This window comes from Burkholderia sp. GW821-FHT14F03 (assembly GCF_058803765.1).
The window spans coordinates 1-22355 of the sequence record NZ_JBXAPG010000028.1; the positions used below are offsets into that span (position 1 = coordinate 1).

Annotated in this window: 25 protein-coding genes and 1 tRNA gene; 15 read left to right on the top strand and 11 right to left on the bottom strand. The window is 66.2% G+C overall.

What is annotated here, in order from left to right:
• Positions 1 to 523: 523 nt before the first annotated feature.
• From AC1RQF_RS19540 to AC1RQF_RS19555, 4 genes are all read left to right on the top strand, one after another.
• Positions 524 to 1093, top strand: coding sequence for a hypothetical protein (locus AC1RQF_RS19540; RefSeq protein WP_492872758.1), 570 nt, complete (start codon positions 524 to 526; stop codon positions 1091 to 1093).
• A gap of 84 nt (positions 1094 to 1177) precedes the next feature.
• Positions 1178 to 1663 (top strand): DUF2778 domain-containing protein, encoded by a 486-nt coding sequence (locus AC1RQF_RS19545; protein ID WP_274001749.1) that lies wholly within the window; start codon positions 1178 to 1180, stop codon positions 1661 to 1663.
• Positions 1663 to 1932 carry a hypothetical protein gene (locus AC1RQF_RS19550; protein ID WP_492872760.1) on the top strand — a complete coding sequence of 90 codons (270 nt, stop codon included), beginning with the start codon at positions 1663 to 1665 and terminating at the stop codon, positions 1930 to 1932. The genes AC1RQF_RS19545 and AC1RQF_RS19550 overlap by 1 nt, the downstream gene beginning before the upstream one ends.
• Before the next feature lie 472 nt (positions 1933 to 2404).
• Entirely contained in the window at positions 2405 to 2956 is a 552-nt protein-coding gene (locus AC1RQF_RS19555) for a hypothetical protein (protein ID WP_274001754.1), read from the top strand.
• Here the strand turns inward: AC1RQF_RS19555 and AC1RQF_RS19560 are convergent.
• The gene (locus tag AC1RQF_RS19560; RefSeq protein WP_492872762.1) at positions 2920 to 3366 is read right to left on the bottom strand and encodes a hypothetical protein; all 447 of its coding nucleotides are present in this window, start codon (positions 3364 to 3366) and stop codon (positions 2920 to 2922) included. The genes AC1RQF_RS19555 and AC1RQF_RS19560 overlap by 37 nt on opposite strands.
• Positions 3367 to 3511: 145 nt before the next feature.
• The gene (locus AC1RQF_RS19565; protein ID WP_492872763.1) at positions 3512 to 3787 is read right to left on the bottom strand and encodes a hypothetical protein; all 276 of its coding nucleotides are present in this window, start codon (positions 3785 to 3787) and stop codon (positions 3512 to 3514) included.
• Positions 3788 to 4216: 429 nt separating this feature from the next.
• On the opposite strand from AC1RQF_RS19565, the gene AC1RQF_RS19570 reads away from it, so the two are divergent.
• The 6 genes from AC1RQF_RS19570 (at position 4217) to AC1RQF_RS19595 (ending at position 9074) form a co-directional block, all read left to right on the top strand.
• Positions 4217 to 5629: a CoA transferase gene (locus tag AC1RQF_RS19570; RefSeq protein WP_492872764.1), complete on the top strand. Its 1413-nt coding sequence runs from the start codon at positions 4217 to 4219 to the stop codon at positions 5627 to 5629.
• Positions 5630 to 5919: 290 nt separating this feature from the next.
• On the top strand, positions 5920 to 6540 hold the full coding sequence (locus AC1RQF_RS19575) for a GNAT family N-acetyltransferase (protein ID WP_274004448.1): 621 nt from the start codon (positions 5920 to 5922) through the stop codon (positions 6538 to 6540).
• 115 nt (positions 6541 to 6655) lie between these two features.
• A complete protein-coding gene (gene minC, locus AC1RQF_RS19580; RefSeq protein ID WP_274001761.1) occupies positions 6656 to 7435 on the top strand; it encodes a septum site-determining protein MinC in 780 nt (259 codons plus the stop codon).
• A gap of 57 nt (positions 7436 to 7492) precedes the next feature.
• Positions 7493 to 8308, top strand: coding sequence for a septum site-determining protein MinD (minD, locus tag AC1RQF_RS19585; protein ID WP_274001763.1), 816 nt, complete (start codon positions 7493 to 7495; stop codon positions 8306 to 8308).
• A 12-nt stretch (positions 8309 to 8320) separates the two neighbouring features.
• Positions 8321 to 8575: a cell division topological specificity factor MinE gene (gene minE, locus AC1RQF_RS19590; protein ID WP_038714060.1), complete on the top strand. Its 255-nt coding sequence runs from the start codon at positions 8321 to 8323 to the stop codon at positions 8573 to 8575.
• Between the two features lie 178 nt (positions 8576 to 8753).
• Complete coding sequence (locus tag AC1RQF_RS19595) at positions 8754 to 9074, top strand: YXWGXW repeat-containing protein (protein WP_274001765.1); 321 nt, start codon at positions 8754 to 8756, stop codon at positions 9072 to 9074.
• A 129-nt stretch (positions 9075 to 9203) separates the two neighbouring features.
• Here the strand turns inward: AC1RQF_RS19595 and AC1RQF_RS19600 are convergent, their stop codons facing one another.
• Complete coding sequence (locus tag AC1RQF_RS19600; RefSeq protein WP_337995304.1) at positions 9204 to 10667, bottom strand: chloride channel protein; 1464 nt, start codon at positions 10665 to 10667, stop codon at positions 9204 to 9206.
• Between the two features lie 175 nt (positions 10668 to 10842).
• Here AC1RQF_RS19600 and waaC point away from each other — a divergent pair, with 175 nt between their 5' ends.
• Positions 10843 to 11847 (top strand): lipopolysaccharide heptosyltransferase I, encoded by a 1005-nt coding sequence (gene waaC, locus AC1RQF_RS19605; RefSeq protein ID WP_274001767.1) that lies wholly within the window; start codon positions 10843 to 10845, stop codon positions 11845 to 11847.
• A gap of 9 nt (positions 11848 to 11856) precedes the next feature.
• On the opposite strand, the gene AC1RQF_RS19610 is transcribed toward waaC, so the two are convergent.
• The 8 genes from AC1RQF_RS19610 to rph all read right to left on the bottom strand — a co-directional run bounded on the left by AC1RQF_RS19610 (position 11857) and on the right by rph (position 17743).
• Complete coding sequence (locus AC1RQF_RS19610) at positions 11857 to 12036, bottom strand: hypothetical protein (protein ID WP_252985866.1); 180 nt, start codon at positions 12034 to 12036, stop codon at positions 11857 to 11859.
• 98 nt (positions 12037 to 12134) lie between these two features.
• Positions 12135 to 13442: an MFS transporter gene (locus AC1RQF_RS19615; RefSeq protein WP_492872765.1), complete on the bottom strand. Its 1308-nt coding sequence runs from the start codon at positions 13440 to 13442 to the stop codon at positions 12135 to 12137.
• A gap of 313 nt (positions 13443 to 13755) precedes the next feature.
• Positions 13756 to 14244: a TonB family protein gene (locus AC1RQF_RS19620; protein ID WP_274001771.1), complete on the bottom strand. Its 489-nt coding sequence runs from the start codon at positions 14242 to 14244 to the stop codon at positions 13756 to 13758.
• Between the two features lie 123 nt (positions 14245 to 14367).
• The gene (locus tag AC1RQF_RS19625) at positions 14368 to 14832 is read right to left on the bottom strand and encodes a GNAT family N-acetyltransferase (protein WP_443111559.1); all 465 of its coding nucleotides are present in this window, start codon (positions 14830 to 14832) and stop codon (positions 14368 to 14370) included.
• Between the two features lie 204 nt (positions 14833 to 15036).
• Positions 15037 to 15124: transfer RNA gene (locus AC1RQF_RS19630), tRNA-Ser, on the bottom strand.
• Positions 15125 to 15172: 48 nt separating this feature from the next.
• Positions 15173 to 16387, bottom strand: a complete 1215-nt coding sequence (hemW, locus tag AC1RQF_RS19635; protein ID WP_492872766.1) for a radical SAM family heme chaperone HemW — start codon at positions 16385 to 16387, stop codon at positions 15173 to 15175.
• Positions 16384 to 17010: an RdgB/HAM1 family non-canonical purine NTP pyrophosphatase gene (rdgB, locus tag AC1RQF_RS19640; RefSeq protein ID WP_492872767.1), complete on the bottom strand. Its 627-nt coding sequence runs from the start codon at positions 17008 to 17010 to the stop codon at positions 16384 to 16386. The genes hemW and rdgB overlap by 4 nt, the downstream gene beginning before the upstream one ends.
• 1 nt (position 17011) lies before the next feature.
• Positions 17012 to 17743, bottom strand: coding sequence for a ribonuclease PH (gene rph / locus AC1RQF_RS19645; protein ID WP_274001777.1), 732 nt, complete (start codon positions 17741 to 17743; stop codon positions 17012 to 17014).
• 171 nt (positions 17744 to 17914) lie between these two features.
• On the opposite strand from rph, the gene AC1RQF_RS19650 reads away from it, so the two are divergent.
• The 4 genes from AC1RQF_RS19650 (at position 17915) to AC1RQF_RS19665 (ending at position 22225) form a co-directional block, all read left to right on the top strand.
• Entirely contained in the window at positions 17915 to 18838 is a 924-nt protein-coding gene (locus AC1RQF_RS19650; protein ID WP_274001779.1) for a YicC/YloC family endoribonuclease, read from the top strand.
• 6 nt (positions 18839 to 18844) lie between these two features.
• Positions 18845 to 19528: a guanylate kinase gene (gene gmk / locus AC1RQF_RS19655; protein WP_274001781.1), complete on the top strand. Its 684-nt coding sequence runs from the start codon at positions 18845 to 18847 to the stop codon at positions 19526 to 19528.
• A gap of 58 nt (positions 19529 to 19586) precedes the next feature.
• Complete coding sequence (gene rpoZ / locus AC1RQF_RS19660; protein WP_006025620.1) at positions 19587 to 19790, top strand: DNA-directed RNA polymerase subunit omega; 204 nt, start codon at positions 19587 to 19589, stop codon at positions 19788 to 19790.
• A 68-nt stretch (positions 19791 to 19858) separates the two neighbouring features.
• Positions 19859 to 22225: a RelA/SpoT family protein gene (locus AC1RQF_RS19665; protein ID WP_274001784.1), complete on the top strand. Its 2367-nt coding sequence runs from the start codon at positions 19859 to 19861 to the stop codon at positions 22223 to 22225.
• Positions 22226 to 22355: the final 130 nt, after the last annotated feature.

The following is a 22355-nucleotide window of genomic DNA, read 5'->3' on the forward strand; positions in this document are numbered from 1 at the left end:
GGTTGGGTGTTTGGCGACTTCCAGTCTCCCAGACTCAGTCCGGATGAACCATCGATACAACCTATTGAAGCTTCACAGCTAGCGCATGAGCACAGTGTTCACATATCCAGCATCAAGCGCGCGATCCTTCGCGCTAATCCATATCGGCAGCCTGCATACCGCCAGTAAAGGCGGCTTTGCAGAGAGGGGAAGGGAGGCAAGCGACACTGCCTCCGACCTGGCGCATCGGTGCGACTCGCTACTCGGTCCGACGGGCCGCGCTGAGCCGCGCGACAAGCGCCCACGACTCCGCTATGCGGCCGTCGCCCTAAGCCTCTCCGCTCTCGGTCGGACACTCCTAACGCTAGACGCAGAATGCCTTTGAATGTAAAAGGCTGGACTAGATCAAATGGGTAGCGCCAGATCGGGTGGCCCAGTATGGACAAGATTTGCCGCTCGACAAGATTCTTCGGGTCGCCAGCCAAATAGGCTGGCCAGCTGATGGCGAGGATTTCAGAACTCAGAAGACAACGACAGTCCGACTATGGCCAAACAACTGACAAAAAAAGACCTATTACTGCACATGCAGCACACGATTATTCCTTTTCACGTTCAAGGAGTGAAGGCCGGGTTATCCGCGTTGGACTTAGCGGCGAAGCGCGACTTGTTTACTCCGGTGGAAATCCATATCGCAGGCGCCGAGCCTGAGGTGCGGCACGAGCTACTTTTGGGCTACGCACAGCCGATTTGGTGCATGGGCGCTATACATTCGCGGTTCCTATTGGAATTCATGGGGCTGAAAAGTAAAGGCTCGCCGTCGCGCCTGGAAACCATCACCGAAAAAGAGCGTAGGTCGAGCGATATCGGAATCGAATGCTTTCAACGTGCAGACGACACATTCCTGCGAAAACTTGATCCGTCAATCGTTGAGCTCGTTCCGGATCCCGAGACCGTGAGACGTGCATGGATTGGCACCTGTGATTTCGCTGGGCAGCGGCTCGCCCACGCTACCGACGATTACAAACTGCAGAACGGCGACGTAACGGAGATGCTACGGCGCACGTTCGAAACCATCCCGGACCTCGTTAGCTATTGCTTTCACAGCAAACTATGAGTTACCGCTACCTGTAAAGAATACGGGTATGGCGTACAAGAAGGCTTTGGTACGGTGCGGCTACAACATCCGAGAGAGCCGGCCATGCCAACCATCTGCACGTTCGCCCTAAATGGTGCGTCACTATCCACCCTACAATGCCCTGGCATAGGAGCCTTCGCGGCGTTCTCCGGGATGCCGCAAGACAGGAACAAGCCTGAGGCCGTTTCACACCTCGACAATGGGCCGCTGCCGCCCGGTCGATACTACGTGGTCGATCGGCAATCGGGCGGGCGCATGGGCTGGCTTTATGACTTCGCTCGCGAATATGGCTATGGGACGAACCGCAGCCAATGGTTCGCGCTCTACCGTGACGACGGGAAAATCGATGACGAGACGATTATTCAGGGCGTTCATCGCGGGGCCTTTCGCCTACACCCTATCGGACCACAAGGCCGTAGCGAAGGGTGCATTACACTGACGAGCATCCCGGGTTTCAATAAGCTCGCAGCCACCTTGCGCGCGCAAGGCGCAACGATTCCAATTCCCGGCTCCGGGATGAAGGCATACGCAATCATCGAGGTACGGTAATGAAAGTCACGCGGTACGCCCTTAACGCGCTCGCAACACTCGCGATCGGATACGCGCTGTCCCGCTGGATAGACCAGCTTCCATACGAATTTTCGCCACTCCCTGCGACGATTACGGCCGTCATGCGAGCCATCGGTATCGACACGATCGCCCATGCCGATGACATCGAAGCAATAGGCTTGCTCGTCATCATCGCGGGATCACTCGTGGTCGCAGCGCTACTGGTTTGGATCGCGAATCGAGTCATCGAGCGCCGACGGCGCGCATAGGAACGCCCTACAGCTGTTGCACCTGAAGGGGCAACAGCACCTCAGTACGCCCCTTCGATGCTGTCCGACCGCTCATCCAATCAGGAAGAAACGCCAAACCTGATCGAGTTTGTCGGGCGTGTGTCGCCGCTTTGCTACTATGCCGCGTTCAAGGCGGCCGTCGATGCGCGGATTGATGAAATCCATCTGAGTAGCGGTTGGCGGCTGATGATCGGCAGCGTATTGCACCGGGTCGGTGTCGGTCTCGATGTGAACTACCTACTGGACGACGGCATGAGGATGGATCGCATCCGCAGCGTCCAGCCCGAGTGCGCAAGCCACGTCGGCCGCTCTGGAAGCACCCGTTGTATCTCGCGATCTGGGAGCGCCTGCCGAATGGCTTGCAGATTTGTCTTCTCGAATACGAGGCGCGGCTTGAAATGCGACAGGAACGACGCGCGAAACGATGATGTTGCCGTTCGAAAGAAGGAAGATGCCGATCGTCGAGGCGTGGCGGTTTTTTGCCGTGTCGTTGATGGTTTGGGCGGCCAGCGCGCCCGCCTGCGCGGGATCGTTGTCTTCTTCGTGTCTTACGTCCGCGGAAGTCAAACAACTGGATGCGGCATTCTGGGGCCCGTTTCCGTCTCCCGACGGATTCGCAACCTATGCCGCAGCGGATTTTTCGCTCAGTACGAACATCGTGACGTTGTCGGAGTTGCTCGTGGGTGCATCCGGAGGGCCGGCGCGTGCGCGGGCCGTCGCAACATTCCTGAGCCAGCACCCGGATATATTCGGCGCATTCAAGACCGCGCATGATTCGACCTATCTTTACCATCCAGGCCGCGATCACAGCCTGGATGCGTTGCGTGCGTCTTCGACGTTTCCTGTAGCGCGGTGCGTGTCGGAATTCAATTTCGTGGCGAAGCGGATGCGCGACCGATGCGTATACGGTCAACGTATCCGCGCCTTCAGCCTATCGTTCATCAAGGACCGTGGACGCGTCACGCTTCAGACCGGCGTGTTGGGAATGGAAGCTTGCAGTTGAACAATGGTGTCGATGGTCTGGGGACGGGCGATCGATGGCAGATTCAGTCCGTCGTGCCGGCGGGCCGCCGGGAATTGGGATCCCTTCTGATCCGCGGCCTTCGACGCCCGCGCCGGACGGCAGGCGGCGCGGGACGTTTGCACCCAGGCGCTTACGGCGCACTCACCGGGTGGATCGGTTCGCCGTTGTCCGTGACCTCCTGGAAGGAGAAGAACACGATTGCTGCGCCGGCCTGTACGTAGTACGGCTGCGCCGTCGAGATACAGCACGAAGCCGCGCGGATCCTTGCGGTCCCAGCTTTCCGTGACCCCGGTCTTGACCGGGTACGGATTCGGGTCGCCGTGATTGCCCCAGGTGCTGATGGACACCTGGACATCTTCTGCCGATTTGTTCGTCACAGTAATTGCCATGGCGTTGCCTCTATCTGGATGGAGGTAAGGGAAGGGTGGCCTTTCCGGAATTCGACGGCGGGATGAGATGTCGCTGTCGTTTCGACTTGCCGGGAAAGCGCCCGGAATCAATGGTAGAGATCGCCTGATAAATTTGAACTGCGATTTATGGTGGTTTTTGATTATTCATTGGAATTTGATTTTCATGAAATGAGTGGTTTGTTTTTATCGTGATGGATTGTTTGATGTGAGTGCCGGGGAATCCTGGTGTTTGATTGCCGATGTGAAAAGCAAAGCATCGGAAGGGATGAGGATATTTGGGTTCCTGAATGTATCGCCGGTGCCGCAGCGGATGAATCGACGCAAAACCATCCGATGCGACGATGCGGTCATGACATGCTTCTTCGTTGCCTGCATTCCGTGCGTGGCTGTTCTTGCTCATCGACCATGAGGCGCCTGCCCGACATGAACGACGGGAGTGACGCGAGTTGGCTGTGCGACCACGTCGGCAGCAAGCCGATTGTCCATTGCGCGTGAAAGAGATCCAGGACGTATTCGGCGGCCTCGCGTTTCGCCATACCTACCCGGATGCGAGCGGGCGAATGCATCGTCGCATGGTTCTCACGCGTGATCGAAGACGGAGGCGCGGGCGACGCGATCGAGGTGCCGCCGCATTCCGGCGCCATGATCGCTCGACCGATTCCGCGCCGGCAATCTTGATTCCCTCAATCAACTTCGAAATAGCACACGGAAATCGCCTCGAATCATTCCATGCAGGCATGCCGCCAATTAATCGGACTTGATTCCCTGAATCAAGATTGACGCTTGAAGTCGGCGGGGAATAACCTCGGGTCGACTTGTCCGGAGGGAAATGAGCATGTCTGAAAATCTGACCTTGGCGCGGCCCGGCGAAGTGAACGTGGCGGCCTATCTGAACGACATCTGGCGTGCGCTGAACGCGGATCCCGACGACCTCGGCGCGTTGAGTCTCGTCGGCGAGGGCGTCTTGCCGTCGCTGTTCAACGTGACCGATTTCGCGTCGGCGGCGATCGGCGCGGTCGGCCTGGCGATCGCGGAACTCGTGCGGCAGGCGGGCGGTGCGCCGCCCGTCGTCGAAGTGAATCGCCGCCATGCGTCGCAATGGTTCGGCGTCTCGCTGCGGCCGCAAGGCTGGGCGCTGCCGCCGACCTGGGATGCGGTCGCGGGCGACTACCCGACGGCCGACGGCTGGATTCGTCTGCACACCAACGCGCCGCACCACCGCGACGCGGCGCTGGCGGTGCTCGGCGTCGCGCCGGAGCGCGAGGCGGTCGCGCGGGCCGTTGCGCGATGGCAGGGCGACGCGCTCGAACAGGCGGTGCTCGATCAGTACGGCTGCGCGGCCGTGATGCGCACGCAAGAGGCGTGGGCGCGTCATCCGCAGGGCATCGCGGTGCGCGCCGAGCCGCTGCTGATCCACGATGCGGTCGAGGTCGACGGCCGTCGACCGGACTGGACGGCGCCGGCCGCGCGGCCGTTGCAGGGCGTGCGCGTGCTGGACCTGACGCGCGTGCTCGCGGGGCCGGTCGCGACGCGCGCGCTCGCCGGATTCGGCGCGCAGGTGCTCCGCATCGATCCGCTGTTCTGGGACGAGCCGAACGTCGTGCCCGACGTCGTGCTCGGCAAGCGCTGCGCGCGCGTCGATCTGAAATCGGCCGACGGCCGCGCGCTGTTGCGCCGGCTGATCGGCGAGGCGGATGTGATGGTGCACGGCTACCGACCCACGGCGCTCGCGGGGCTCGGTTTCGACGCCGACGAGCGCCGCCGGATCAATCCGTCGCTGATCGACGTGTCGCTCGATGCGTACGGCTGGAGCGGCGCATGGCAAGGCCGCCGGGGTTTCGACAGCCTGGTGCAGATGAGCACGGGCATCGCCGAAACGGGCATGCGCGAGAAGGGCGCGGACCGTCCGGTGCCGCTGCCGGTGCAGGCGCTCGATCATGGCACCGGCTACCTGATGGCCGCGGCGGTGGTGCGCGCGCTGGTGCGTCGTCTTGCGACGGGGCGCGGCAGCCGGGTGCGCGCATCGCTGGCGAGAACCGCGGCGCTGCTGGTGTCCACGGGCCTGCAATCACAGGAGCGGCCCTTGCTCGCGCCCGGTGTGCCTGCCGACCTGGCCGCCGGCATCGAGGCGACGAGCTGGGGCGATGCGCGGCGCATCGTGTCGCCGCTCGCGGTGTCGGGCGCGCCGATGCAATGGGCGTACCCGGCTCGCGAACTGGGTTGGTCGCCGGCCACGTGGTGAGATGCGCATGCGTCGTTCGCCACGAACGACGCATGCGAACGAGCCTTGCCGATGTTGCGCCGATGCGGGCCGCCCGCTGGGCCGCCCGCATCGGCATGCTGCGGAGCAGCAAATCAATGACGGCGAGTATTGGTCGACTTGCACATGGCGTCGCGCCTCGCGGGTCGAATCGCTCCCACCCGAACGTCCGTGCGCGCCGAGCGCGCACGCTGCCGGTGCGCATACCGGCGCATGCGGAATTCCGCTGACGAATCGCGCACGGCGGCGCCCACGCGCCGCATCGATTCCGCATTAGTCTGCGCGGGGTGTGTTGCACCCCGGCGTTTGAAAATAACGATTTGACTCATGCCCCGCTTTCGGTTGAAGCTAATGGCTTGCTGTCCGAAGGGGGCTGTGCCTGCATGAGTTCGACTTTGACCGTTCGTCGTATCACCGCCGACCAGGGCGTCGTGTATCGCGAACTCCGCGCGTCGTCGCTGCGGGAGCCCTATGCATCCGGCGAAACGCCGGGTGCCGAATTGTCTGTCGACGCGGAGGTGGCCGCGTCGATCGCGGGCCAGCGCGCGACCTCCGATCAATCGACGATGTTCCTGCTGTACACCGAAGGGCATCCGGCGGGGATGATCGGCGCTTACTTCGACAACACGCCCGAGCATCGCGCGTTCGTCAGCGAGCTGTGGGTCGCCCATGCGGTGCGGCACCTGCGCGGCGGGGTGCTGCTCGTCGACACCGCGCGCACGTGGCTGGCCGAGCGCGGCGCGACCGAGATCTACGCGTGGATCGCCGACCAGAACCGCAGCGCGATCCGTTTCTACGAGCACGTGGGGTTCGGTTACACCGGCGAGCGTGCGCCGATCACGCGCATTCCGGGCGCGATGAAGTCGCTGTTCGTGTGGCGGCTTTTCAAATGACCCGCTGCCGTCCTGGCGGCGTCCCTCGCGCCCGCTGCCGGGCGCCCCTTCCCGAAAAAAATGGCTGCCGGCGTGGACGCCTGTAAAATACGCAAAAATTTTTTGCAGAACGTCCATGTCGCTTAAAAAATCGCCATTCTTCGAGCTACGCAGCGGCTCGGTCGACACGTTGCTGTTCATCGTGAAAACCACCGATCTCGATGCGTTGCGCAGCGAGCTGGTCAAGCGCTTCGAAGCGACGCCGGAATTTTTCGCCGATGATGTCGTCGCGATCGACGTGCGCCGGCTCGCCGACCACGAGCGCGTGCCGCTCGCGGACCTGCGCCAGATGCTGAACGACGTGCGGATGCGCCCGATCGGCGTGGTCGCGCAGGCGGGTCAGCATGCCTGGGCGGCGCAGGCGGGGCTGCCGCTGCTGGAAGCGCGCGACAAGCGCGCGCCGACGGCGAAGGCGGGCGGCGAGGAGGCGGCGGACGCGAAGCCGGCGGCGGCGGAAGCGGCGTCGTCGGGGGAGCCGGCGCGGCCGGAACCGGCCGTGGTCGTGGCCGCGGCGCCGTCGGGGGCGACACTCGTGATCGACAAGCCGCTGCGCTCGGGGCAGCAGATCTACGCGAAGGGCGACCTGGTGGTGCTCGCGCCGGTCAGCTACGGCGCCGAGGTGATCGCGGAAGGCAACATCCACGTCTACGCGCCGCTGCGCGGCCGCGCGCTGGCCGGCGTGCACGGCAATCACGACGCGCGCATCTTCTGCACGTGTCTGGAGCCGGAACTCATTTCGATCGCGGGTATCTATCGAACCACCGAGAACCCTCTGCCGGCCGATGTGCTCGGCAAATCGGTGCAGATCCGGCTCGAACAGGAAAAACTGATGATCGAACCGCTGCGCCTGACCTGAGCGCGGCGCGCGGCAGCGGATCGATCGGACCTCATTTGACGAAACAGGGTAGGGTAAATGGCAAAAATCATCGTGGTGACTTCGGGCAAGGGCGGCGTGGGCAAGACGACCACCAGCGCGAGCTTTGCTTCGGGGCTGGCGCTGCGCGGCAACAAGACGGCCGTGATCGACTTCGACGTCGGCTTGCGCAACCTCGACCTCATCATGGGGTGCGAGCGCCGCGTGGTGTACGACCTCGTCAACGTGATCCAGGGCGAAGCGAACCTGAACCAGGCGCTCATCAAGGACAAGAAGTGCGAGAACCTGTTCATCCTGCCCGCGTCGCAGACCCGCGACAAGGATGCGCTCACGCGCGAGGGCGTCGAGAAGGTCATCAACGACCTGATCGGGATGGGCTTCGAGTACATCGTGTGCGACTCGCCGGCGGGCATCGAATCGGGTGCGCTGCACGCGATGTATTTCGCCGACGAGGCGCTCGTCGTCACGAACCCGGAAGTGTCGTCGGTGCGCGATTCGGACCGCATCCTCGGCATCCTGTCGTCGAAGACGAAGCGCGCGACGGAAGGCGGCGAGCCGATCAAGGAGCACCTCCTGATCACCCGCTACAGCCCGAAGCGCGTGAGCGAGGGCGAGATGCTGTCGCTGGAAGACATCAGCGAGATTCTGCGCATCAAGCTGATCGGCGTCGTGCCCGAATCGGAAGCCGTGCTGCACGCGTCGAACCAGGGCCTGCCCGCCGTGCATCTCGAAGGAACCGACGTCGCGGAAGCGTACAAGGACATCGTCTCGCGCTTCCTCGGCGAGGACAAGCCGCTGCGTTTCACCGACTACCAGAAGCCAGGCCTGCTGCAGCGCCTCTTCGGCAACAAGTAACGGAGGCGCGCGATGTCAATTCTGTCTTTTTTGCTCGGTGAGAAGAAGAAGTCCGCGTCGGTGGCCAAGGAGCGTCTGCAGCTGATCATCGCGCACGAACGCGTGGGCGGCCGCCCGCCCGCCGACTACCTGCCCGCGCTGCAGAAGGAACTCGTCGCGGTCATCTCGAAGTATGTGAAGATTTCGAACGATGACATCCGCGTGAGCCTCGAACGTCAGGACGATCTCGAGGTGCTCGAGGTCAAGATCGAGATTCCGCAGGCCTGATACCGGAGTTCCCCCCCGCGCGGCGGCTGGTCCGCCGCGCGCGTCTTTCAAGCGCTTCATTACGCGCTGTTGCACTTTCAGGATCGCCGTAATACGGCGCCTGTCGACCGTTACACGCCTTCGCGCATTGAACGGATACGCTCTCGTCGCGTATTCGAACAACTCACCGGAGGTCGTGATGACTATCTCTCTTCGTCAAGTCGCAGCACCCCTGATCATCGCCGTCGCGGGAGCCTGGGTGGCCGCCGCGCCGCTCGCCTCGCAGGCGGCTGAAGTCCTGATCGTCGCGCCGAGCGCGCCGCCCCCCGTTCGCTACGAGATCGTGCCCGAGCCGCGCGTCGGCTACGTGTGGGATCGCGGCCACTGGAACTGGGAGCGCGGCCACTACGTGTGGGTCGCGGGGCACTGGCAGGCCGAGCGCGTCGGCATGCACTGGGTCGCGGGCCACTGGGCGCCGCGCGGGCCGAGCTGGGTCTACGTGAAGGGCCACTGGGCCTGAGGAGCGCAACGATGAAACGCACTCTGTTCGCGCTCGCGCTGGTCGTCGTGACGCTTGCCGGCTGTGTCGTGGTGCCGGCGCGGCCGGCCTACTACCGGCCCGCGCCCGTGGTGATCTATTGAACCCGCTTCAGCGCGCGGGCGCGTCGTCGTCCGCGCGCGTCGGCGCATCCGGCATGGGCGCATCGTCCGAGCGCAGCGTGTCGAGCGGATCGGCGGGGGCGGAGCCGGCGTCTTCCGGCGTGGTGATCGCGCTTGCAGCGGGCGTGATGGCCGCGGCGGTGGCGGGCGCGGCGGGCGTCGCCGGTTTCAGGTAGCGCTCGGCGAGCGATTCGTACAACGGCGGCACGAACAGGCGCGACACGCGGCTTGCAATCAGCGCGGTCGCCATCAGCGAGATCACGAGCGCATGGCCATTGATCATCTCCATCACGATCACGAACGAGGTGATCGGCGACTGCGTGACCGCCGCGAGATAGCCGACCATCGCGAGCGCGATCAGCACCGGCAGGTGCATGTCGCTGAACACGCTGTGCAGCAGGTTGCCGAAGCCCGCGCCGATCGACAACGACGGCGCGAAGATCCCGCCCGGGATCCCCGGCAGGTAGGACGCGACCATCGACACCATCTTCAGGAACGGATAAAGCGCGGACAGCTGCTCGCGTCCGTCGAGCAGCCCGCGCGCTTCCGCGTAGCCGCTGCCGAAGGTCGTGCCGCCCGAGACCAGGCCGACCACCGCGATCACGAAGCCGCAGCCGGCCGCGAACGTGATCGGATGCTCGCGGTAGAGCGCGAGCAGGCGCGGCGGCAGCCAGCGGCTCGTATTGAGCAGCAGCCAGCCGAACAGGCCGCCCGCGATGCCCGTGACGAGCGCGGTGATCAGCACGGCGAGCGCGAGCAGCTTCGGGAAGTGCTGGCCGATGTCGATCGTGCCGAAGTAGGTGTAGTTGCCGTTCAGGCCGAGCGCGATCACGCCCGCGATGATGATCGCGGTGATCAGCACGCCGCTCGCGCGTGCGGAGAAGCTGCGCGTGAGTTCCTCGATCGCGAACACGATGCCGGCGAGCGGCGTGTTGAAGGCGGCCGACAGCCCGGCTGCCGCGCCGGCAAGCACCAGCTGCCGTTCGATCTGCGCGTTCGAGCGCGGATAGAAGCGGCGCAGGTTGAACATCAGCGCGGCGCCGATCTGCACGGTCGGCCCTTCTCGGCCGATCGTGAAGCCGCCGAGGATGCCGAGGAACGACACCAGGATCTTGCCGAACAGGATGCGCAGCGTGAGCAGCCGCGCGCCGAACGCGCTCGGGCGCGCGTGCAGCGTCGCGATGACCTGCGGGATGCCGCTGCCCTCCGCGCCCCGGAAGAAGCGCCGCGTGAGCCAGACCGCGCTGGCGGCGATGGCCGGCGTGAGGATCAGGGGCAGCCAGACGTAGCGGTGCTGCAGTGTGCGGAAGGTGTCGTAGCCCCAATCGATGAGGCGGGCGTACATCACGGCCGCGAGCCCGACGGCGATCGCACCGAGCCAGAACACGCCGTACTGGCGCCAGATGCGCTGCGTATGGCGCGTGAGGGAGGGGAAGCGTGACGGGCGTGGCATGGCGAAGCGGGTGAGGCAAAGGCCCAATTATAGGGAGTCCGCGCGATCCCGACGGGATGAAAGGTGAGCGACGGGAAAAAATTGCTATCTCGTCAAAATGTAATTCTTCCGTAATGTATGTCGTGGTTTGTGTATTTAGAATAGCAAACTAAAGGCGAGGAGATTCGACTACCAAATGAAACGCATTCTCATCGTGAAGGTCACGTCGCTCGGCGACGTCGTGCAAACACTGCCGGTGGTCGCGGATCTCCACCGGGCGTTTCCAGGGGTGGAGGTGGATTGGGCGGTCGACGAGTCATGCGCCGACGTGGTGCGCTGGAGCGCCGGCGTGAGCCGCGTGCTGTGCGCGCCGCTGCGCCGTTTCAAGAAGGCCCGCAGCGTGGCCGACCTGAAGGCGATCGCGGAATCGATCGGCGAGTTGCGCCGGTATCGTTACGATGCCGTGATTGATCTGCACGGCGTATATAAAAGCGCAATTATTGCGTTTCTCGCGCGGGCCCGGGAGCGGTATGGTTATCGGAATCCCGATCTCGGCGAGCGCGGCGCGATGTTCGCGTACAGCGGCCGCTTCGGTCCGCGGCCCGCGTGCGACGCGTGGCACGGCATGCGCGTGAGCGCGGGCGAGGCGCTGGGCTACGAACCGCAGGGGCCGGCCGACTATTGGCTCGTGCCGCCGACGCTCGACGACGCCGCGCAGGTCGAGCCGGATGCGGCGCGCCCGTATGCGCTGTTCTTTCACGCGACCTCGAACGACGACAAGCGCTGGCCGACCGGCGACTGGGCGGAGCTGGCGCGCGAGCGGCTCGCGGGCGGCATGCGCGTGCTGTTGCCGTGGGGATCCGCGAGCGAGCACGAGGAGGCCCAGCGGATCGCGCTGCGTGCGCCGGGAGCCGAGGTGATGCCGCGCCAGTCGGTGACCGAGCTGGCAGCGCGTATTGCGGGGGCGGCGCTGGTGGTCGGCGTCGATACGGGGTTCGTGCACATGGCGCATGCGTTCAAGCGGCCGACGGTGATGATCTTCGTCGCCACTTCACGCCATCACTGCGGGATCGCCGGCGCGCCGCATTCGCTGTCGATCGGCGAGACGGGCGTGATGCCGAGCGTCGACGATGTGCTGGATGCGATTGCGCAGGTGCGGCCGGAGCCGAATCTGGTGCGCTACCGGATGGCGGCGTTCTAGCGGCGCGGCTCAGGCGAGCAGCGCTTCGATCGCGAGCACGGCGGCGATCGCGGCGACGTTCGCAAGCAGCGCCTCGCCCACCACGCCGATCCAGGTCTTCGGTCTGAAGCGCACGGCGAGCAGCAGTGCGCAGCCCAGCGCGAGCGCGATGATCAGGACGACGTCGGAATTCTGGAGATGGATGCGCATCGGGGGCTCCTGTCCGCAGCCGGGCCGCCGGGGCGGCCCCACGCGTCGAGTATAGGCGGGCCGGCATGGCCCGCCTAGCGCGGGTCAGCCCCTATCTGTCACAGCTGGGTGTCGCGGGTCTCGCGCATCAGCAGGACGCCGATCAGGCTCACGAGCGCCGCGACCGACACATAGCCGCCGACCCAGGCCAGACCGCCGCGCGCGGCGAGCAACTGCGCGATGTACGGCGCGATCGAGGCGCCGAGGATGCCGCCGAGGTTGTAGGCGACGCCCGCCCCCGTATAGCGGACATGGGTGGGGAACAACTCCGGCAGCAGCGCGCCCATCGGTGCGAACGTGACGCCCATCAGGAACAGCTCGATCGTCAGGAACAGCGCGACGAGCGGCATCGAGCCGCTGCCGAGCAGCGGCGCCATCGTGAAGCCCGACAGCAGCGCGGCGAGCGCGCCGACGATCAGCACCGGCCGGCGGCCGAAGCGATCGGCGGCCCAGGCGGACAGCGGCGTCGCGAGCGCCATGAACAGCACCGCGAAGCACAGCAGGCCGAGGAAGCTCTGGCGCGAGAAATGCAGCGTCGAGACGCCGTACGACAGCGAGAACACCGTCGAGATATAGAACAGCGTGTAGCAGACGACCATCGCGAGCGCGCCGAGCAGCGTCGGCTGCCAATGGCGGGTGATGAGCGTGGCGATCGGCATGCGCACGCGTTCCTGTCGCTCGAGCGCGGCCTGGAAGGCCGGGGTTTCGGCGATCTTGAGGCGCACGTACAGGCCCACGGCCACGAGCACCGCGCTGACGAGGAACGGGATGCGCCAGCCCCAGCTGCGGAACTGCTCGTCCGACAGCGAGAGCGCGAGCGCGAAGAACAGGCCGTTCGAGGCCAGGAAGCCGATCGACGGCCCGAGCTGCGGGAACATCCCGAACCAGCCGCGCTTGCCCGCGGGCGCGTGCTCGGTCGCGAGGAGGGCCGCGCCGCCCCATTCGCCGCCGAGCCCGATCCCCTGGCCGAAGCGCAGCACGCACAGCAGCACCGGCGCGAGCGTGCCGATCGCATCGTAGCCGGGCACGAGGCCGATCGCCGTGGTCGAGATCCCCATCACCAGCAGCGATGCGACGAGCGTCGACTTGCGGCCGATCCGGTCGCCGAAGTGGCCGAACAGGAACGACCCGATCGGCCGCGCGATGAACGCGATCCCGAACGTGACGAACGCGGACAACGCCTGCGCGGTCGCGGAACCGTGCGGGAAGAACACCGGACCGATCACGAGCGCGGCGGCGGTCGCATACACGTAGAAATCGTAGAACTCGATCGCGGTGCCGATGAAGCTCGCGAAGACGATCCGCCGGTGACTGACGGTGGGGGTCGCGCCGGCATCGGCGGCGACGGAGGAAGGCGAAGCGGACATGCGTGTCTCCGGTGGTAGCGCGTCGCGGGGCCGTTGCGATCCGCCCGTCGGGCGGCGGCCGGGCCGCGTCATTGTGTTGGGTCGTGCAAGGCGCCGGGTCGGGCGGCCGCCGTTTCGCGGACGGCGGCGATGCTGCGGGAACCGGGCGCGCGAGGTGCGGCGTACCCGATGGCGGCCGCGCGCGTGACGCGGCCGTGGTGTGGATGCGTTGTGGGGCGTGCCGGATAGGTGCGCCGTCCAAGCGAGGCCGAAGGCCGGAAGCAGGTGGCGGAAATTATAACGATGCCCGTCGCGGCGCAGCAATGGCGCCGCGTCAATCGAGCGTCTGCGCCTGGGCGACGGCGGTGGTGCGCAACTGGAACTGGCCGTTGTCGTTGAACAGCCAGCATTCCATCATCTCCAGCTCACCGCGGCCGTCCAGCAGGCGGGACGGTGGCGGCGGCAGCGGCGCGGCCGCGTGCAGCGTCGCGAGCGCGATGCTTTCCGCCTCGTCGTCGCCGTTGCTGCGATAGACCGACGCGTGGATCACGTGACCGACGCGGTCGACGGTGAACGACACGACGACCAGCGAGCGCAGCATCGCCTGCGGCGTGCCGTGCAGGATGCGCGACGGATTGCGCTCGGCGATGCGATGCGCGACCGCGAGCCGATACTGGGCGACGTTGCCGTCGGGCACCGGGGTGGGCGTCAGGATCAGCATGTCGGGCGGCGGAGGCGTGATCGTGCAGGCAACGAGCAGCGCGGCGATGGACAGCGGCAGCGCCCGGCGGAGCAGGGCGAGAAAGCGGGCAGGGGCACTCATGATCGACGCTCGTCGATGAACCGGCAGATTGCCGTTTTCATCATAGGCAGCCGCGCGTGCGCGCGCATCGGGACAAACGATCTGTTGCACGCGGCGCGGCGCACGGACCGCGACGGCGCGGGGTCAGCCGCGCAACGCGAGCTTGTAGCCTTCGTGGCTCGCGACGAAACCGAGCCGCTCGTAGAAGCGATGCGCGTCGTGCCGCTGCTTGTCGGTGGTCAGCTGGACGAGGTCGCAGCCGCGCGCCCGGCAGGCGGCGACGGCCCATTCGAGCAGCCGTTCGCCGAGGCCGGCGCCGCGCTGCGACGACGCGATCCGGACCGCCTCGATCTGTCCGCGCCAGGCGCCGAGGCGCGCGATGCCGGGGATGAACGACAACTGCAAGGTGCCGATCACGATGTTGTCGGCGACCGCGACGACGAGCTGCTGGTTCGCATCGGCCTCGATCTCGCCGAACGCGGCGAGGTAGCGCGCATCGAGCGGCAGGCGGGTGGATTCGCGTTGGCTGCCGAGCGCGTCGTCGGCGAGAAGCGCGACGATCGCGGGCAGGTCGTCGCGCGTGGCGCGGCGGAAGATGAGATCGGACATGATGGGCGGAGCGGGGAGCGCGGGGTCGGGAGCAGGCGCGCCCATTGTGCGGGTGGGCGGCGTATTCCGCAATCGCGCGGGGGATCTCGCGGGGGGCGAGGGGGCGTCCGGTTCGCCGGCGGGCGAGGGCGGAGGCAGCCCGGCGGCGCGCCGATACGGTGCGGGCGCGCCGGAAAAGAAAAATCCCGCCTGGGCGGGATCTGCTGGCGGAAGCGGTGAGATTCGAACTCACGGACAGTTGCCCGTCGCTGGTTTTCAAGACCAGTGCCTTAAACCGCTCGGCCACGCTTCCACGGCCGGCATTGTAACCGAAATGCCGGCCCCGTCATGCGCGATCCGCTTACGCGTCGCGCAGGAACAGCGCCTGCAGGTCGTTCAGGAAGCGCTGGCCGAGCACGGTCGGCGCGATCCGCTCGTGGCTGCGCGTGATCAGCCCGCGCTGCTCCGCCTCGCGCAGCGCGGGTTCGATCTTCGCCATCGGCATCCCGGTGCGCTCGGCGAAGCTGTGCACCGGAAAGCCCTCGACGAGCCGCAGCGTGTTCAGCATGAACTCGAACGGCAGGTCGCGCGGGCCCACCTCGCGCTCTTCCTGCACCGGCGCGCCGGCCTTCACCTGCTCGATGAAGGTGCCCGGGTGCTTGTAGCGCGCCTGCCGCAGGATCCGGTTCGGGAACGACAGCTTGGTGTGCGCACCCGCGCCGATCCCGAGGTAGTCGCCGAAACGCCAGTAGTTCAGGTTGTGCTTGCACTGCCGGTTCGGGCGCGCGTAAGCGGACACCTCGTAGCGCCCGTAGCCCGCTTCGGCCGTGCGTTCGTGGATCCAGTCCTGCATGTCGGCGGACGCGTCGTCGTCGGGCACGGTGGGCGGGAACTTCGCGAACAGCGTGTTCGGTTCGAGCGTCAGGTGATACAGCGACAGGTGCGGCGGCGCGAACGACAGCGCGGTCTCGATGTCGGCGCGGCACTGGTCGAGCGTCTGGTTCGGCAGCGCGAACATCAGGTCGAGATTGAAGTTGTCGAAGGTGCGCGCCGCGACCTCCACGGCCGCGCGCGCCTGCGCGCTGTCGTGGATCCGGCCGAGCGCCTTCAGGTGCTCGCCGTTGAAGCTCTGGATGCCGATCGACAGCCGGTTCACGCCGCTCGTGCGGTATTGCGCGAAGCGCGCGGCCTCGAACGTGCCGGGATTCGCCTCGAGCGTGATTTCCGCGTCGGCGTCGAGCGGCAGCAGCGCGCGCACGTCCGACAGCAGCCGGTCGAGCCCCGCCGCGGACAAGAGGCTCGGCGTGCCGCCGCCGATGAAGATCGTATGCACCTGGCGCCCCCAGACGAGCGGCAGCGCCTGTTCGAGATCCGCGCGCAGCGCGTCGAGATAGTCGTTTTCCGGGAACGCGTCGCCTTGCCACTCGTGCGAATTGAAGTCGCAGTAGGGGCACTTGCGCACGCACCACGGGAAATGCACGTAGAGCGCGAGCGGCGGCAGCGAGGTCAGGTGCACGCGCCCCGGCGATGCAAAGGTCGCGACGATGCGCGCGCCGTTGGCGGCAGCCTGGCTCACGACGCGTCTCCGAGCCGCGCGAGCAGTGTGCGCAGCGCGAGCGCGCGATGGCTCTGCGCGTTCTTGACGGCCGGCTCGAGTTCGGCGGCCGTCGCGCCGAGCGCGGGCACGAGGAAGTGCGGATCGTAGCCGAAGCCGTGCGCGCCGCGCGGCGCGTCGACGATCTCGCCGTGCCAGCGGCCCTCGGCGAACAGCGGTTCGGGATCGTCCGGGTGGCGCACGAGGGCCAGCACGCAGCAGTAGTACGCGCGGCGATCGGCGACGCCCTGCAGTTGCGCGACCAGGTGCGCGTTGTTGGCGGCGTCGCCCTTGTCGAGCCCGGCGCGCTGCGCATAGCGCGCCGAATACACGCCCGGCGCGCCGCGCAGGGCGCGCACGCACAGGCCGGAGTCGTCCGCGATCGCGGGCAGGCCGGTCAGGCGGGACGCATGGCGCGCCTTCGTCAACGCATTCTCGATGAAGGTCGGATAGGGCTCGTCGGCCTCCGGCACGTCGAGTTCGACCTGCGGGACGATCTCGATGCCGGCCGTCGCGAACAGCGCGGCGAATTCGCGCAGCTTGCCCGGGTTGTTCGACGCGAGCACGATGCGGCGCGGTGCGGCGTCGTCGAATGCGATCGACATGTCAGACACCCAGCGCCTGCTTCTGCAGGCGCACCAGCGATTCGATCCCCTGTTGGGCGAGATCGAGCAGCGTGTTCATCTCGGCGCGCGAGAATGGCGTGCCTTCGGCGGTGCCCTGCACCTCGACGAAACCGCCCGCGCCCGTCATCACCACGTTCATGTCGGTGTCGCAGCGTGAATCCTCTGCGTAATCGAGGTCGAGCAGCGGCGTGCCGTTGAACACGCCGACCGAGATCGCCGCGACGTAGTCGGTGATCGGCGAGCGCGTGAGCTTGCCGGCCGCGAGCAGCGACGAGACCGCGTCGTGCGCGGCGACGAACGCGCCGGTGATGCTCGCCGTGCGCGTGCCGCCGTCGGCCTGGATCACGTCGCAGTCGAGATGCAGCGTGCGCGGGCCGAGCGCCTCGAGATCGAACACCGCGCGCAGCGCGCGGCCGATCAGGCGCTGGATTTCCTGGGTGCGGCCGGTCTGCTTGCCGCGCGCCGCCTCGCGGTCGCTGCGCGTGTGCGTCGCGCGCGGCAGCATGCCGTATTCGGCGGTCAGCCAGCCCTGGCCGCGATCGCGCAGGAATTCGGGTACGCGCTCGGCGACGCTCGCCGTGCAGATCACCTTGGTATCGCCGAACTCGACGAGCACCGAGCCTTCGGCGTGTTTCGTATAGTGGCGCGTGATGCGCACGTCGCGCAGCTGATCGACGCGGCGGCCGCTCGGCCGGGAAGGGGAATTCGTCATGGGAACCAATGCGCTGGGGGGAAACCGTGATTTTACGCCGAACGGCGCGACGGCCGGCGCAAGGGGCGCGGCCAAAAATGGGATAATACGCGTTTAACGCCCCGCGCCCCTCAAGCGCCGGGCGCCTCGAATTCCCAGGCCGGGCCGGCCAATCCTACGGCGAGACGAACCATGATCTACAGCATGACGGGCTATGCGAACGCTACGCGCGAACTCGTGGCGGCTTCAGGCAATGGCGGTACCAGTGTGTCGGTGGAACTGCGCACGGTGAATTCGCGCTTCCTCGACCTGAATTTCCGCATGCCGGACGATGTGCGCGTGTGTGAGCCGTCGCTGCGCGAGATGTTGATGAACAAGCTGTCGCGCGGCAAGGTCGACGTGCGCATCAACCTGCAGCGCGGCGACCAGAGCGCCAACGCGGGCGCGCTGAACCAGACCGCGCTGGGCCAGCTGGCCGAACTCGAGCGCGCGGTGCTCGATGCGTTTCCGGGCGTCGGCCGCATGCGTGCGGGCGAGATCCTGCGTTGGCCCGGCGTGCTCGCCGAGAGCGGCGTGTCGGCCGACACGCTGCGCGATGCGGTGCTGGCCTGCGGCAAGGAGGCGATCAACGAGCTGGTGGTGGTGCGCTCGCGCGAGGGCGCGCAGCTTGCGTCGATGCTGCTCGCGAACGTCGTCGAGATGGAGGCGATCGTTGCGCGCATCACGCCGCTCGTGCCGGAGCTGATCGCGAAGCATCAGCAGAAGATCGTCGAGCGCCTGCAGGAGGCGCTCGGTCTCGCGGCGCCGGAAGGCAGCATGCCGCTCGTGTCGCGCGAGGAAGCCGCCGAGCGGATCCGCCAGGAAGTGACGATGTACGGGATCCGCATCGACATCGCCGAGGAACTGTCGCGCCTGACCGCGCACCTGAATGAAACGCGTCATGTGATCGAGAAGGGCGGCCGGGTCGGCAAGCGCCTCGACTTCATGATGCAGGAACTGAATCGCGAAGCGAACACGCTCGGCTCGAAGGCCGCGGCCAAGGAGCTGGCCGACGCCTCGATGGCGCTCAAGCTGCTGATCGAGCAGATGCGCGAGCAAGTGCAAAACCTGGAGTAACGCAACATGACCGACACGAACCGCGCCGGCGCCGCCGCGCATACGCTGCACGCCGGCGCTTATCCCGGCAACCTGTTCATGGTGGTCGCGCCGTCCGGCGCGGGCAAGTCCACGCTGGTGAACGCGCTGCTGGCGAAGGATCCGGAGATCTGCCTGTCGATCTCGTACACGACGCGCAAGCCGCGTCCCGGCGAGCAGGACGGCCAGCACTACCACTTCACGACGGTCGAGGATTTCCGCGCGCGCCACGCGCAGCACGAATTCCTCGAGAGCGCCGAAGTGCACGGCAACTACTACGGCACGTCGCGCGTGTGGATCGAGGAGCAGATGAAGAGCGGCCACGACGTGCTGCTCGAGATCGATTGGCAGGGCGCGCAGCAGGTGAAGAAGCAGTTCCGCAACGCGGTCGGCATCTTCATTCTCCCGCCGTCGCTGGACGCGCTCGAAGAGCGCCTGAAGAAGCGCGGCCAGGATGCGCCGAACGTGATCACGCGACGCCTGCTCGCGGCGGGCAGCGAGATCGCGCATGCGTCGGAGGCGGAGTACGTGGTGATCAACGAGAACTTCGAGCGCGCGCTCGCGGAGCTTGAGTGCATCGTCTCGGCCACGCGCCTGCGGGTCGCGTCGCAATATGCGCGGCACACCGAACTTTTCATCGAGCTCGGCATCCATCTGCCTCACGCCGAGTAACGGCGGGGGCAGAGGGACATAAGGTAGAATACAAACCATATTCAGAAGGAAACCCAACATGGCTCGCATTACCGTCGAAGACTGCCTGAAGCAGATCCCGAATCGCTTCGAACTGGCGCTCGCCGCCACTTATCGTGCGCGTCAGCTCGCGCAAGGCCATACGCCGAAGATCGAAAGCCGCGACAAGCCGACGGTCGTCGCGCTGCGCGAGATCGCGGCCGGTCAGGTCGGCGTCGAGATGCTGAAGAAAGTGCCGGTTTAAGGCACACTCAGATTTCGACAGTCATGTAATCCCCCGCGCAACCGACGTGCCAACCCGAGGAGGCGAATATGAGCACCACCCCATCGTCCGCCTCCGCGGATGCCAGCCCGGCTGAGGCAGCCGCCACGTCGCCCGCGCGGCAGTACATCGATGCGGTCCTCGAACAGTCGTTTCGCCATCTGTTCGGGCCGACCGCCACCCCGGAGCAGCCGCGCAAGCACGGCGTCGTTTCGATCGCGAAACTGACGGCCGCGCTTGCCGAGTATCTGAGCCCGGAAGAGGTCAAGGAAGTCAAGGCTGCGTTCCATTTCAGCGACGAAGCCCACCTTGGCCAGTATCGCCAGAGCGGCGAGCCCTACATCACCCATCCCGTTGCCGTTGCCGAGATCTGCGCGAGCTGGAAGCTCGACGCGCAGGCGGTCATGGCCGCGCTGCTGCACGACGTGATGGAAGACCAGGGCGTGACCAAGAGCGAGCTGGCCGAGCGGTTCGGCCCGAAGGTCGCGGAGCTGGTCGACGGGCTGTCGAAGCTCGACAAGATGGAGTTCCGCAGTCGCGAGGAGGCGCAGGCGGAGAACTTCCGCAAGATGCTGCTCGCGATGGCGCGCGACGTGCGCGTGATCCTCGTGAAGCTGGCCGATCGCCTGCACAACATGCGCACGCTCGGCGCCGTGCCGATGGAGAAGCGCCGCCGCGTCGCGCGCGAAACGCTCGACATCTACGCGCCGATCGCGCACCGCCTGGGTCTGAACAATACCTATCGCGAGCTGCAGGACATGAGCTTCGCGAATTTCAACCCGCATCGCTACGCGACGCTCGAGAAGGCGGTCAAGGCCGCGCGCGGCAATCGCCGCGAGGTGATCGGCAAGATCCTCGAGGCGGCCCAGCGGGCGATGGGCGACGCGAAGATCGAAGCGGAGATCACCGGGCGCGAGAAGACCATCTACAGCATCTACCGGAAGATGCGCGACAAGCAGCTGTCGTTCTCGCAGGTGCTCGACGTCTACGGCTTCCGGGTGGTGGTCGAGAATCCGCTCGACTGCTACACCTGCATCGGCGCGCTGCATGCGCTCTACAAGCCGGTGCCGGGCAAGTTCAAGGATTACATCGCGATCCCGAAGGTGAACGGCTACCAGTCGCTGCACACCACGCTCGTCGGCCCGTTCGGCGCGCCGATCGAGTTCCAGGTGCGCACGCGCAAGATGCACGAGATCGCGGAGGCGGGCGTCGCGGCCCACTGGCTGTACAAGAACGGCGGCGCCGACCTGAACGACGTGCAGTCGCGCGCCCACCAGTGGCTGAAGTCCTTGCTCGACATCCAGAGCGAGGCGGGGGATTCGAGCGAATTCCTCGAGCACGTGAAGATCGACCTGTTCCCCGATGCGGTCTACGTGTTCACGCCGAAGTCGAAGATCATGGCGCTGCCGCGCGGCGCGACGGCGCTCGATTTCGCGTATTCGATCCACAGCGATCTCGGCAACCAGTGCGTGGCCGTCAAGATCAACAACGAGCTGCTGCCGTTGCGCACCGAGCTGAAGAGCGGCGATATCGTCGAGGTCATCACGGCGCCGTACTCGAAGCCGAATCCCGCGTGGCTCGGCTTCGTGCGCACCGGCAAGGCGCGCTCGGCGATCCGTCACTATCTGAAGACGATGCGCCTGAACGAGTCGGTGCAGCTCGGCGAGCGGCTCGTCGACCAGAGCCTGAAGGGCTACGGGTTCGCGCTCGCGGACGTCGGGCCCGATGTCTGGGAAAAGCTCGTGCAGTGGACGGGCAACAAGAGCCGCCAGGAGATCTTCGCGGATATCGGCCTGGGCCGGCGCGTCGCGGCGGTGATGGCGAAGCGCATCGAGGTGCTGATGACCGGGCGCGACGCCGACGACGACCTGCCGCGCGCGGAGCGCCACGCGCACCATGCGCCGCCCGTCGTGATCACGGGCACCGAGGGTATGTCGGTGCAGTTGTCGGCCTGCTGCCGGCCGATTCCGGGCGACGACATCATGGGCTATATCGGCATCGGCCTCGGGATGGCGATCCACACGACCGACTGCCGGGTTGCGCAGCGGATCCACCGCCGCGATCCGGGCCGCTGGATCGACGTCGCATGGGCGCCGCAGCCGGGCCGCCTGTTCGACGTCGCGGTGAAGGTGCTGGTGAAGAACACGAAGGGGATCTTCGCGCGCGTGGCGGCCGACATCACGTCGGCGGACGCGAACATCGTGCACATCGCGATGGACGAGGATCTGACTCACGAGTCGACGGTGCTGCGCTTCGTGATCCAGGCCAGCGACCGCGTGCATCTGGCCAACGTGATGCGGCGCGTGCGGACCAATCCGGACGTGATGCGGATCATGCGCGAGCGATCGAGCGACGACGTCGTTCATGCGCGTCACGACGGCGGCATGCGGATCGACCGGGAGCGCCAGGATTATTGATGGCCTGCCGCGAGAGGCGGCGCGAAAACATTGGAACGGCAGCCTGCGGGCTGCCGTTTTTCATGGCGCCTGAAGGCGGCGCGCAAAAGAAAAGGGCCTTCCCGGAGGAAGGCCCTTCATAAATGGCGCG

What these genes read in the sequence shown, in the direction of transcription:
- rdgB (WP_492872767.1), bottom strand. Translation starts at nt 17,010, where the DNA reads ATGTCGATCGCATTCGACGACGCCGCACCGCGCCGCATCGTGCTCGCG.
- AC1RQF_RS19550 (WP_492872760.1), top strand. Translation starts at nt 1,663, where the DNA reads ATGAAAGTCACGCGGTACGCCCTTAACGCGCTCGCAACACTCGCGATC.
- rpoZ (WP_006025620.1), top strand. Translation starts at nt 19,587, where the DNA reads ATGGCTCGCATTACCGTCGAAGACTGCCTGAAGCAGATCCCGAATCGC.
- AC1RQF_RS19650 (WP_274001779.1), top strand. Translation starts at nt 17,915, where the DNA reads ATGATCTACAGCATGACGGGCTATGCGAACGCTACGCGCGAACTCGTG.
- AC1RQF_RS19595 (WP_274001765.1), top strand. Translation starts at nt 8,754, where the DNA reads ATGACTATCTCTCTTCGTCAAGTCGCAGCACCCCTGATCATCGCCGTC.
- minC (WP_274001761.1), top strand. Translation starts at nt 6,656, where the DNA reads ATGTCGCTTAAAAAATCGCCATTCTTCGAGCTACGCAGCGGCTCGGTC.
- AC1RQF_RS19570 (WP_492872764.1), top strand. Translation starts at nt 4,217, where the DNA reads ATGAGCATGTCTGAAAATCTGACCTTGGCGCGGCCCGGCGAAGTGAAC.
- AC1RQF_RS19545 (WP_274001749.1), top strand. Translation starts at nt 1,178, where the DNA reads ATGCCAACCATCTGCACGTTCGCCCTAAATGGTGCGTCACTATCCACC.
- AC1RQF_RS19560 (WP_492872762.1), bottom strand. Translation starts at nt 3,366, where the DNA reads ATGGCAATTACTGTGACGAACAAATCGGCAGAAGATGTCCAGGTGTCC.
- AC1RQF_RS19540 (WP_492872758.1), top strand. Translation starts at nt 524, where the DNA reads ATGGCCAAACAACTGACAAAAAAAGACCTATTACTGCACATGCAGCAC.
- rph (WP_274001777.1), bottom strand. Translation starts at nt 17,743, where the DNA reads ATGACGAATTCCCCTTCCCGGCCGAGCGGCCGCCGCGTCGATCAGCTG.
- AC1RQF_RS19625 (WP_443111559.1), bottom strand. Translation starts at nt 14,832, where the DNA reads ATGTCCGATCTCATCTTCCGCCGCGCCACGCGCGACGACCTGCCCGCG.
- gmk (WP_274001781.1), top strand. Translation starts at nt 18,845, where the DNA reads ATGACCGACACGAACCGCGCCGGCGCCGCCGCGCATACGCTGCACGCC.
- AC1RQF_RS19665 (WP_274001784.1), top strand. Translation starts at nt 19,859, where the DNA reads ATGAGCACCACCCCATCGTCCGCCTCCGCGGATGCCAGCCCGGCTGAG.
- minD (WP_274001763.1), top strand. Translation starts at nt 7,493, where the DNA reads ATGGCAAAAATCATCGTGGTGACTTCGGGCAAGGGCGGCGTGGGCAAG.
- AC1RQF_RS19615 (WP_492872765.1), bottom strand. Translation starts at nt 13,442, where the DNA reads ATGTCCGCTTCGCCTTCCTCCGTCGCCGCCGATGCCGGCGCGACCCCC.
- waaC (WP_274001767.1), top strand. Translation starts at nt 10,843, where the DNA reads ATGAAACGCATTCTCATCGTGAAGGTCACGTCGCTCGGCGACGTCGTG.
- AC1RQF_RS19600 (WP_337995304.1), bottom strand. Translation starts at nt 10,667, where the DNA reads ATGCCACGCCCGTCACGCTTCCCCTCCCTCACGCGCCATACGCAGCGC.
- AC1RQF_RS19610 (WP_252985866.1), bottom strand. Translation starts at nt 12,036, where the DNA reads ATGCGCATCCATCTCCAGAATTCCGACGTCGTCCTGATCATCGCGCTC.
- AC1RQF_RS19555 (WP_274001754.1), top strand. Translation starts at nt 2,405, where the DNA reads ATGCCGATCGTCGAGGCGTGGCGGTTTTTTGCCGTGTCGTTGATGGTT.
- AC1RQF_RS19565 (WP_492872763.1), bottom strand. Translation starts at nt 3,787, where the DNA reads ATGAGCAAGAACAGCCACGCACGGAATGCAGGCAACGAAGAAGCATGT.
- AC1RQF_RS19620 (WP_274001771.1), bottom strand. Translation starts at nt 14,244, where the DNA reads ATGAGTGCCCCTGCCCGCTTTCTCGCCCTGCTCCGCCGGGCGCTGCCG.
- minE (WP_038714060.1), top strand. Translation starts at nt 8,321, where the DNA reads ATGTCAATTCTGTCTTTTTTGCTCGGTGAGAAGAAGAAGTCCGCGTCG.